At 46.2% G+C, this 11,497-nt stretch carries 7 protein-coding genes; 5 read left to right on the forward strand and 2 right to left on the reverse strand.

Going from position 1 to position 11,497, the window contains the following annotated elements:
- The 4 genes from PLH26_RS15605 to PLH26_RS15620 form a co-directional block, all read left to right on the forward strand.
- On the forward strand, positions 1-836 hold an 836-nt coding region (locus PLH26_RS15605; protein WP_324586959.1), incomplete at its 5' end, for a fumarylacetoacetate hydrolase family protein.
- 553 nt (positions 837-1,389) lie between these two features.
- On the forward strand, positions 1,390-4,446 hold the full coding sequence (locus PLH26_RS15610; RefSeq protein WP_324586960.1) for a SusC/RagA family TonB-linked outer membrane protein: 3,057 nt from the start codon (positions 1,390-1,392) through the stop codon (positions 4,444-4,446).
- A gap of 18 nt (positions 4,447-4,464) precedes the next feature.
- Complete coding sequence (locus tag PLH26_RS15615; RefSeq protein WP_324586961.1) at positions 4,465-5,910, forward strand: RagB/SusD family nutrient uptake outer membrane protein; 1,446 nt, start codon at positions 4,465-4,467, stop codon at positions 5,908-5,910.
- 100 nt (positions 5,911-6,010) lie between these two features.
- On the forward strand, positions 6,011-6,433 hold the full coding sequence (locus PLH26_RS15620) for a hypothetical protein (protein WP_324586962.1): 423 nt from the start codon (positions 6,011-6,013) through the stop codon (positions 6,431-6,433).
- A gap of 102 nt (positions 6,434-6,535) precedes the next feature.
- On the opposite strand, the gene PLH26_RS15625 is transcribed toward PLH26_RS15620, so the two are convergent.
- Positions 6,536-10,051, reverse strand: coding sequence for a VCBS repeat-containing protein (locus PLH26_RS15625; protein WP_324586963.1), 3,516 nt, complete (start codon positions 10,049-10,051; stop codon positions 6,536-6,538).
- Between the two features lie 139 nt (positions 10,052-10,190).
- Here PLH26_RS15625 and PLH26_RS15630 point away from each other — a divergent pair, with 139 nt between their 5' ends.
- On the forward strand, positions 10,191-10,988 hold the full coding sequence (locus PLH26_RS15630; protein ID WP_324586964.1) for a glycerophosphodiester phosphodiesterase: 798 nt from the start codon (positions 10,191-10,193) through the stop codon (positions 10,986-10,988).
- A gap of 237 nt (positions 10,989-11,225) precedes the next feature.
- On the opposite strand, the gene PLH26_RS15635 is transcribed toward PLH26_RS15630, so the two are convergent.
- A partial coding sequence (locus tag PLH26_RS15635; protein ID WP_324586965.1) for an L-serine ammonia-lyase, iron-sulfur-dependent, subunit alpha occupies positions 11,226-11,497 on the reverse strand: 272 nt, incomplete at its 5' end.

Genomic DNA, 11,497 nt, shown 5'->3' on the forward strand with positions numbered 1-11,497 from the left:
CTGTACTGGAGCACGATGGCGGATACTATATATCGGGCGCCGCTTTTGACACTTTGATCAACCGGGATAACCTTTATGAGTACCTGCTGCAGTCGCTGGTAAAGTTTCCCCGGCTTTCCGGCGAAGAAGTAGCTGTATTTTTAACACGCCCGCTTATGGCGCCCATAGGAAGCCAGGAGGTATGGGCTGCGGGTGTAACCTATTTGCGCAGCCGCGATGCCCGCATGCAAGAATCGAAAGAATCGGGCGGCGCTACTTTTTACGATAAGGTATATGAAGCAGAGCGGCCGGAGTTGTTCTTTAAATCGCTGCCTCACCGCGTTGCCGGCCATTTTGAAGATGTGTATATCCGCAGGGATTCTACATGGAATGTTCCCGAACCCGAGCTCACCCTTTTTATAAACAGTGCAGGCAATATACAGGCCTATACCATAGGAAATGATATGAGCTCAAGGAGCATTGAAGGTGAAAATCCCTTGTACCTGCCGCAGGCCAAGACTTATGAAAGAAGCGCCGCGCTGGGTCCCTGTCTATATATACCCGAAAACCCGATTGATCCGGGCACTACCATCAGCATGAGCATTCTTCGCAACAACCAGCCTGTATTTGAAGGCGCCATTAAAATAAACATGATGAAAAGATCGCTGCCCGAACTGGCCGGATTTTTATTCAGGGAAACCGATTTTCCTTCGGGTTGCTTCCTGATGACGGGAACCTGCCTGGTGCCGGATAATGATTTTACACTTCTTGAAAACGATATTGTAAATATCAGTATTGATGAAATCGGTACGCTGTCAAACAGGATCATCCATAAGCCGCTCCCTGTACCGGCATGAGCTCTGCCGCGAGGTATCACATGCCAGGCGGCATTGTGGTTGCCCGGCTTTTTCACGGAATGAATCACACCAGTGCTTCCCATATTATCAAAAAAAAAATGCAAACGTTTGCAGTCTGTTTAAGTGTTTTTATTTACCGAATAAGAGTAAGTTTACCCTGCACTTGGTAAATTCTATAATACAATATTGTTGAAGTGTGTACAGTTTTTACCAGGAGGCAGTTTCAACAGAATTTCAGGTAGATAGTTTACGTACCCGGCAGCATCCGGAGATGAATGTACCTGAGTGTGAATGGACATTAGCTAAAAGGGATAAAAATGGCTGATGCATGTGAATGTAATCTCTTATTCCGGTTACAGCGCCATACCCGTTGACCCGGTTGTTCCTGCAGCGTTTCCCCTTTTTTGTTATTGTGATCTTTTTTCCAAAACAGTAAAAAGCTTTCATGCCATTAAGCTTCATGTAAACTTAACAGGCCCGGAAGTAATTATATGTGAAATTTGTTTTTGTTATTATCATTAATTATATATTCAAGTCCCAACTCCAAACAATTATGAAACAACGTTTATTTCCAAAACTGCTGTTTTTGCTCATTGCCTGCGCCTGCTTTTCAGCATTTACCATGGCGCAAGCAGTTGTTACCGGCAGAGTAACAGATGAATCTTCAGGTGAAGCACTGCCTTCTGTAAATATTACCGTAAAAGGAACCACTAAAGGATCCGTTTCAGATGCCAGCGGCAATTACAGCATTAGCTTAAATACCGGTGAGTCTGTTTTGATTTTCTCTTTCACGGGCTATACGGCAAAAGAGGTTGACGTAGCCGGCAGAACGCAGGTTGACGTTAGCCTTTTGAGCGTTGCTGCTTCCTTATCGGAAGTGGTGGTAATAGGCTATGGTACCCAGCAGAAAAAAGATGTTACCGGTGCAGTAGCTTCTGTTAAAGGATCGGAAGTGCAGAACCTGCCTGTGTCGGGTGTTACCCAGGCATTGCAGGGCAGAACGGCCGGTGTAAATGTGGTAAGAAGCGGCGGTAGCCCGGGCAATGCGGGTTCTATCCGTATCAGGGGTACAGGAACCATCAACAATGCCGATCCGTTGGTTATCATAGACGGCGTTCCCGCAGGAGGGCTTAATTCGGTTAACCCCAACGATATTGCGTCTATCGAAATATTAAAGGATGCTTCGGCGTCTGCTATTTACGGCACCCGCGCCGCTAACGGTGTGGTGATCGTTACAACCAAACGGGGGAACTTTGAGCAACCCTCCGCCATCTCGCTCAACGCCTATACCGGCTTCTCCAATGCACTGAAAACACTGGATATGCTGGACGCCGCCACGCTGGTTGAACTAAAACGCGAACGCTATACCAACGATGGTTTGCCTGTTAATGAAGTATGGAACAATGCCGACAATGCCGTGCAGCGCACCAACTGGCAGGATGAGCTGTTCGGTACAGGTAAGGTAAACAATGTTGATATGGCCATTTCCGGTGGCGGTTCAAAATCGTCCTACATGATATCCGGCGGCTATTATGATGAAAAAGGCCTGATCACCAATTCATTTTTCCGCAGGCTGAGTGTAAGGGTAAATTCTGATCATAAGATAGGAAAACGCCTGAAGATTGGCGAAAGCATCCAGTTGACCAATTCAAAAGATAACAGTCTTAACACTTTATCAGCGCAGGATGGCATCATCTGGAGCGCTATCCGTTTCATGCCTTTTATACCGGTAAAAAATGCCGATGGTACCTGGGGCACATCAAAAGCATCCAATGAATACGGCGATATCAACAACCCGGTTTTTACCGCCCATAATACAGATGCATCTAACGTCAATAACCGCATACTCGGAAATTTAAATGCCGAGCTGGAAATTGCTAAGGGATTGAAATTAAAAGCGAATTTCGGGTTGGATGCCAATCATTATACCGGTAAAAACTTCAGCGCCGTTGTTACCGATCAAACCCGTACCACCAACAATAATTCTTTGAGCAGGAATTTCAGCGAGTCGTATTCGCTGTTGGGAGAATATTTTCTTTCCTATAACAAAAGGTTTGCAGACCTGCATCGTGTAGATTTTGTAGGGGGGTATACTGCGCAAACATTTAACGGCGATTGGTTCAGCGCAGCAAAACGGGATTTTATTAATGAAGCGTTCAACCAGCGGTTTTTAGACGTTGGTCAAACGCTCAGCAGCATCGGCGGCAACCGCAGCTACGATGCCCTATCCTCGTGGTTTGGCAGAGTGAATTATGATTTCGATGGAAAGTATTTGCTTACCGCTACCTTCCGGGCAGACGGCTCTTCCAAATTTGCCGAAGGAAATAAATGGGGCTATTTCCCCGCATTTTCTGCCGGGTGGAGAATTTCAGAAGAGAAATTCTTTGACAATGCAGGCTTTATCAATGAACTGAAGCTGACCGGCGGATGGGGACAATTGGGGAACCAGAACGTGGGCGGATTGCAATACCTCGCTTTGATCAGCGGCGGCGGAAGATATTCATTTAACGACAACACGGTTGTAGGCTCCACGCAATCGCGCCTGCCCAATTATAATATATCCTGGGAAACCGCAGAAATGACCAACATAGGACTGAATATTGAAGTGCTGAAACGGACCCTGCAGGCCAATTTAAACTATTTCATTAAAACAACAAGAGACATGCTGCTGTCGCCGCCCACTATCGGTACAGTAGGTACGTTGGGTATCCCCGATCAGAATGTGGGTATACTCCGCAACCAGGGACTTGAAATTGACCTTACATACCGAAACAGCGCAGGGGATTTCAATTACAGCTTCAGTGGTAATGCTTCATTCATCAAAAACAAAGTGATCAAGCTGTATGACGGAAATTATATAGGATCGGTATTGTACGGTCGTCCTTTAGAGGAAATTGCAAGAACATATGAAGGTTCTCCAATCGCTGTATTTTATGGCTGGAAAACCGACGGCTTGTATCAGACACAGGAGGATGTTGACAAAGATCCGAACATTACCAATGATCCCCGCAGAACGGCAGGACTGATCTCTCCGGGCGATGTGCGCTTTCTTGACCTGAACAATGATGGCATGATTGATGAAAATGACCGTACCATATTGGGAAGTCCGCACCCCAAAGTGGTGTATGGCTTCAATGCCGATTTTGAATACAAAGGGATAGACCTCTCTCTCTTCATTTTGGGCAGCGGAGGATTGAGTATTTTTAATGCCGACAGGATGCAGGGACTGGATCCAACGTATTCTTTTAACATGTATGCGGAGGTGGCTGACCGCTGGACAGGCCCCAACACCAGCAATACCGTACCCAGAATGACCACCCGCAGAGATAACCGCAATTACCGCACATCCGACATGTTTATTGAAAAAGGGGATTTCCTCCGTTTAAAAAATATCGTACTGGGTTATACGCTGCCGGCCGGTCTTACAGAAAGGGCTGGCATAAGTAAGCTGCGGGTGTATGTTACAGGGCAGAATGTTTTCACTTTCACCAAATACTCAGGTCTTGACCCGGAACTGGGTTACTCGGATGGTAATAAACAGATCAATGTAGACATTGCGCAGTATCCGCAATCGCGCAGTTGGACATTTGGTGTAAACGTTACATTTTAAAAGATTAAACGCAGTACAATGAAAAATAGAATCATTATAACGGCCATATTTGCATTACTTACCATTTCATTCAACAGTTGCAAAAAAGGTTTTCTGAATTCCCCGCCCTACGGGCAGTCTACCTCTGCAGATTTCTGGCGCAATGCCGATGATGCCATAGCTGCATCCAATGCTTTGTATTCTTTTTTGGGTGATGAATATCTGTTTGCGCATACCGAGCAAACCTGGGACATTTGTTCGGATGACCAGTGGAGGGCGGGCGACCATCCCGAAGACCAGGCCATTGAGGAGTTTACTTATGAACCCAGCAATGTGCAGCTGAATGATAGCTGGTCAAGAAAGTATGAAGTGATATCAAGAGCGAATGCAGTGCTCATTAATGTTCCGGGGATTGATATGGATCAAACGCTGAAGAACCGCATTTTAGGCGAAGCCTATTTTGTAAGAGGTTTGATTTACTGGCAGTTTTATAAAATATACGGGCAGGTACCTGTTATTACCGAAGCAGATGTTATCAATAATGATTTCAATAAGCCCAAGGCTTCTCTGGATTCCATGCACAAACGCATTGAAGAAGATTTTCTGAAAGCCGCCGACCTGCTGCAATTGCAAAATGACGCTGCCAATATCGGCCGGGCCACCAAAGGATCTGCATGGGGCTATCTTACCAAATTTTATGTATACCTTGAAAACTGGCCGAAAGCCATTGAATATGGCAACAACGTCATTACCGGTCCTTACGCACTGGCGCCAAGCTTTGGGGATAACTTTACACCTGCCACAAAAAACAATCCTGAAATGCTGTTTTCTATACAATGCACAGAAGGGTGGACGGAAAATGTTACTTCTATTTATTCCGCTCCCCGCCCGTGGGGAGGATGGGGCTTTAATGAGCCGATCAAAGACCTGGAAGATGAATTCGAGGAAAATGACCCGCGCCTTACCTATACGATGGGCAAGATCGGGGATGTTATTGACATTGGTGGTTCAAGCGGACCTACCGAAGTATACCCCGGGCTTACCAACACCGGCTATTTCTTCAGAAAATATGTATCATGGCGGCCCGATGGCGGTTTAGACAACAATATGAATATTCCGTTACTGCGGGCAGCCGATGTATACCTGCTCGTTGCGGAAGCCAAGATCAGGTCATCCCAGAACGGAGATGCTGAAATTAACGCGGTAAGGAGCAGGAATGGCTTGGCCGACGTTGAGAATGCAACCATGACGGAACTGATGCATGAAAGACGCGTTGAGCTTGCCGGCGAAAATGAACGCCACCAGGATTTAATGCGTTGGGACAGGGCAGGCATTATAGATCTTCCCGCGCACTATGCGATTGACCGCGGACCCTGGAAACCGGGCAGAACTTTTGTTGTTCCAAAAAATTATCTGTTCCCTTTACCACAAAGGCAAATTGATCTGAGCAATGGAACGCTTGTACAGAACCCTGATTTTGATTAAGATCTAAGCAATTTTAACGCATCCCCGGTACTGATTCCTGAAGTACCGGGGATGTTTTATACAAGTCCGATCGTATGTTTGTATAACTGAGCTTTTACCAATGAAGAAACAATTCTTTCCTGATTTTCTGCTGGCTGCCGCTGTTTGTTGTTTACATGCCTGCTCATCTGCCCCCGTTCAACAAAGGATCATCGGCACATGGCAGGTAGATTCTATATACGACTATTATAATGGTTTTGATTTTATGAACAAGCACCCGCATCCTGCCGAAGTGTTCCGCTACGGGACCGATAGCATCGTATCGCATGAAGGGATGGGAGAGCAACTTTTGTTTCGCTACTATTGCAATGATTCAGCGCTCTTCTTTAATGATATGAATGGCAACCCGGTATCGGAATACATTATACTGTATATAGACAAAAACCATATGGTACTTCGAAAAGACAAATCGCCATTGTTTCCGGGGAAAAACCAGGAAAAGTATGAGGTAAGATATTTTTCAAAAGTAAGCACACAGCAGTAGGATAACCTGCAAATGTGATATTTCGGATTCAAAATTACCCGCTCAAAATAAACGAAGGAAGTATATATACACCTTACGCATGTTAATACAAAAGATCTGTTGTTATTTTAAACGAGCAGGCAAACCGCTCCATTCCCTTTTTTCTCCTTTAAAATCATACACTGTTACAGATACGGCACCGGGGGGTATGCGCAGGTATCTGCCGGTTTGTGAAAAATAGCCCGATCCATAATAAAATTCCTGCTTCACCTGTTTCCCGTTATTCAGACTGATAACAGCATAAGCATCACGCGGCCCCATAACAACAAAAGGTTGTAAAGCACTGCGTGGTTTTTCTTCCAGTACTGCAAGGCTGTCATTGTTCATTGCCGACAGCAACAATGTATTTTTCTGTGTTCTGATCTCAGCCAGCCCTTTTGCATCTCCTTCCACGCGGAACCCGTTTTCCTTTACTGAAAACCCGCCTTTACCGTTACCTTTCAAAAATAAGCCTTTAGAGGCATCGTACTGGCCGGAAATAACTTCCGTGGCGTACCAGTTACCCGTAAGCAATACATCGGCAAAGCCGTCTTCGTCATAATCTCCGGCAAGCATACCAAATACCGGCGCAAACTGCGCTTCCACGCAAAGCGGCTCCAGTTTCCAGCCCTGTGCCCCGTTGTTGCGGAGATAAGCGGTTTGAAAAGTATGAGCAACTTTTGTTTTTGAAAGCGCTGCCGGCGGGAACAGATCTTCCATCTTTGCATTGGCGTAATCCTTATACAAGGGGAATTCTTTTTTCAAAAAGGGCATGCGTTGCATCACATCATCGCGGGGATGAACAGGATAGCTGACACCATTCAGGCTGTAGGAAATAATAGCGTCGGTAGTGCCCCCCGGAACATCATGGTCGTATGTATACATTCTTAAAGGATCCTTTTCAGAAGTCCTGAACCGGCTGTTCAATCCAAGGTTACCCAGTATATAATCTGTTCTGCCGTCCTGGTCAAAATCGGCAGCCTGTATGCTGTTCCACCAGCCAACAGTATGCAGTAATCCTCCTTGTTGCGTGCCATTTGAAAAAGTTCCGTTATGATTAATGAACAGGGTTACAGGCATCCACTCTCCCACGATAAGCAGGTCCATTTGGTTGTCATTATTCACGTCGGTCCACAAGGCGGCGGTTACCATGCCGATATCCTTTAGTCCCGGCGCTTTCTCCTCCGTTACATCAACAAAAACCCCGTTCCTGTTTTCAAGCAACATGCTCACACCGGCTGCCGGATAATGTTGCGGGGTAAGCCAGCCGCCGGTAAAAAGATCCAGGTCGCCGTCTCTGTCAAAGTCTGCAGCAATTACACATGAGCCACTTGTATGCATTTCCGGGAGCGCGTCCGGTTTCAGCGCAAAATTGCCTTTACCGTCATTTATGTATAGCCTGTCCTGGTAATACGGAGAACCGGCAGCGAATTCATTTCCTCCACTCACAATATACAGATCCTGGTCGCCATCATTGTCTGCATCAAAAAAGAGCACACCCATATCTTCTTCATACTTCTTTCCGGTTACCAGTGATCTGGTAATAAAACTGCCGTTGGGCTGCTGAAAAAAAAGCTGTCCTGATTGATTGTATGCACCTCCTGCAAAAAAGTCGTCTCTGCCATCTCCATTAATATCTGCAACTGCTATGCCCGGACCGTTTTGTGAAAATTTATGGGGAAGGAGCGGCTGGATATTAAAATCGGTATAAGGCGTTTCGGTATGACGGTAATGGATATTATAAGCAGCGTTAGCCGGGCGGAATATTGCTGTGGTGCCGGGTGACGCCATGTGAGCAGGGGATACGGTGCTGTTGGCATAATGCAACTGCAATACCTGATCTGCCCCAACAGCATGAAGGGTTTGCGTTTTCCCGTCGGGCCATATTACGTTCAATGAATCTATCCCGGTTTGCTTACCCAATCCGAAATGAACCGTTGCATCTACGGTTGACTGATAGCCCCTTGCCGGAAAATGTTCGTGGTACAGGCTGAGACCGCCGGCAAACAGTTTTAGTTTTGTTCCGTACCCTTGTATATTGCCCGGCGGGCCGGATAACCCGATTTTGAGATAATGATTTTGTGTTTTCGAACCGGCGTTGTTCCGGTATATTGATGCCGGCGAGTAGGTATTGCTGATAATAATATCCAGGTCGCCGTCATTATCAAGATCGGCGTATGCCGCCCCGGTTGAATAGGCCTTGCGGGTAAAGCCCCAGTTTGCCGACTGGTCTTCAAAAGTTAAGTCGCCCCGGTTTTGAAAAACAAAATTATGCAGGAAAGCGCCGTCAAGCTCCCTGAGCGCGGCCATTGTATGTTTATTGAAACGCTCATCGGCATATCCTTTCATTAAAGCCTGCGCGTTATAATTGATAAAATCACGGTTGGTAACATCACGCGGGTAGCCGTTGGTAACGATCAGGTCGCGCCAGCCGTCGTTATCGAGGTCGGCCCACAAAGCGCTCCAGCTCCAGTCTGTTGCATCTACCCCTGCCAGTTGCCCTGTTTCGCTGAAGGAGGGAAGGCTGTCTTTATCCATGCCGCGATTCAGTTGCAGCGTATTGCGCATGAACTGTGGCGCGTAACCATATTGAATTTCCGACCGGTGCCTGTCATTAGGCGTGGCGCCGATCATCATTTTTTTGCGATAATTGTCCGGCGGCAGCATATCCACTGTATAAATGTCGGGTCTGCCATCGTTGTTGTAATCGGCTATATCATTTCCCATAGCCGAATAGCTGGTATGTTTAAATACGGCAGCAGCCCTGTCGGTAAATGTGCCGTCGCGGTTGTTGATATACAAAAGATCATCGGATACATAATCATTAGACACATAAATATCCGGCCAGCCATCGTCATTGATATCACATGCAGAAACACCCAGCCCATACCCTTCTACGGTAATACCAGCCTGTTGAGACACATTGGTAAATGTTCCGTTGCCATTATTGCGGTACAACCTGTCTGTGTTCGGCATTTCACCGTGTATCCTTTTTTTACGGATCACATTGGGTCCCATTTCATCCGTAATATTGGTGAGGAGGTACATATCCAGATCCCCGTCGCGGTCGTAATCAAAAAAAACAGACTGTACACTGTGCCCTGTATCTGCCAGTCCATATGCCCGGGCTTTATCTGTAAAAGTATTGTCGCCGTTATTTATATAGAGTGCATTGGCTCTTTGGGCTGCTTCATGGGGCCCGGCAAAGCAAACATACAGGTCCGGCAGGCTATCCTGATTGATATCCACAACCGATACACCCGATGCCCATTTGCCGGCCGTATTGATGCCCGATGTTCCGGTAATATCTTTAAACCGGAATGCACCTTCATTGATGTATAACCTGCTCCTGCCCATGTTAGAGGTAAAAAATACATCCTGTAAGCCGTCTTTATTAAAGTCGCCCACACCAACTCCCGCACCATTATAAAAATATTCGAACCGGAGAACATTGAACTGCTCATTCTCATGTATCTCATTTTGAAAATCTATACCCGTTGTTTCAACAGGCATGAGCTCAAGAAGATGATCTTCCCGGGCGTGTTGCTTACAGGCGGTAAAGCACAACATAAGGTAAGAAAAAGCGAGGGGGAAGCGCATACGGGAACACAATTTTGAGCTGGCCATAACCGGTCACACAGGGCGTTTTGCTGATAATAAGGTTGTTTTGCGGTAAATGTATGTAAAATTATTCCCTGTAATAACAAACCATTTAACTTTATATCAAATCTTACATATTTTGAAAAAATCATTGATCTGTTGTATTGGCGTGATCCTTTATTTTTGCGGAACGGTACCGGTATCTTTTTCCCAATCACTGCAAAATCAATATTATTTAATTGCCCATCGCGGGGGCGTTGTAGACAGCAGCAAAGCTGAAAACAGCCTGGCTGCCCTTAAAGCGGCTGTTGAACATGGTTACAAAATGGTGGAAATTGACATGAGGCTGACCAAAGACAGTGTACTGATCATTCATCATGACATGAATTTTAAGCGATACTTCGGGTTGGATAAACAGGTGTCGGAGATGAACTGGAAAGACATTAAAAAATTAAAAAGCAATACAGGGAGCAGGGTACTGCGGCTTGAAGAAGCATTGCAGTATTGCAGCGGTAAAATTGATGTAATGATTGACAATAAGATCAGGGGAAATGACACCGCTTTATTTGGAAGCGTAATTGCCTTACTCAAAAAGTACAAGCTGCAGAAAGCGGCACTCATGATCGGCACCGATGAATCAACGGAGTTCTTTACAGGGAAAATTAAATTAAGCTGTACCAGGAAGCAATTGGAAGAAAATATGCAGAAGCCGGGGTATAGCCCTTCGCACTATTACCTGTTTGGCAACGCACTTACCCATGATGATGTGGAATGGGCCGGGCGCAACAACATCCTGGCGGTGGGCGTGGTAAACGCCTGGCGCTACCGGCGGGCTGCCCACCCGTTGCGTGAAGCGGAAAAAGAAGCAGAGCGTCTGAAGGACGCGGGACTTACGCATTTCCAGATTGACAGTGAATTTGAACGGTTTTTCAGATGATAAGCCTACAAGAGCATGCCCGGTCTACCATATGCCATACTGCGATTTTTGCGTCGCATATGTATCCCTCCCCTAAATGCCGGTAGGCATATCGCATCGGTAATGCACCACAAACCTATGCCGCATGAATGCCGTAGGCATGACACCTGTTCCGGCTTCCGTTGGAAGCAGCCCGGCAGACCTCAAACCTACAAGGTCTGCACAACCTGCAAAGCAACCCGGCAGACCTTGCAGGTATCAGCATTCTTTTAAACCCAAAGGTATATGAATGGCAAGGCCTCCTTCGGAGGTTTCCTTGTATTTGTGATTCATATCAACCGCCGTATTCCACATGGTTTTTACAACAGCATCCAGAGAAACTTTTGCAAAATCGGGAGTACTTTGCAGGGCAAGCTGCGATGCAGTAATGGCTTTTATAGCACCCATGGTATTTCTTTCTATACAGGGTACCTGCACCAGCCCGGCAATAGGATCGCAGGTTAAGCCAAGATGATGCTCCATAGCTATTT

The organism is Agriterribacter sp. (assembly GCF_035444585.1).
GTDB lineage: Bacteria > Bacteroidota > Bacteroidia > Chitinophagales > Chitinophagaceae > Agriterribacter.

What these genes read in the sequence shown, in the direction of transcription:
- PLH26_RS15615 (WP_324586961.1), top strand. Translation starts at nt 4,465, where the DNA reads ATGAAAAATAGAATCATTATAACGGCCATATTTGCATTACTTACCATT.
- PLH26_RS15610 (WP_324586960.1), top strand. Translation starts at nt 1,390, where the DNA reads ATGAAACAACGTTTATTTCCAAAACTGCTGTTTTTGCTCATTGCCTGC.
- PLH26_RS15625 (WP_324586963.1), bottom strand. Translation starts at nt 10,051, where the DNA reads ATGCGCTTCCCCCTCGCTTTTTCTTACCTTATGTTGTGCTTTACCGCC.
- PLH26_RS15620 (WP_324586962.1), top strand. Translation starts at nt 6,011, where the DNA reads ATGAAGAAACAATTCTTTCCTGATTTTCTGCTGGCTGCCGCTGTTTGT.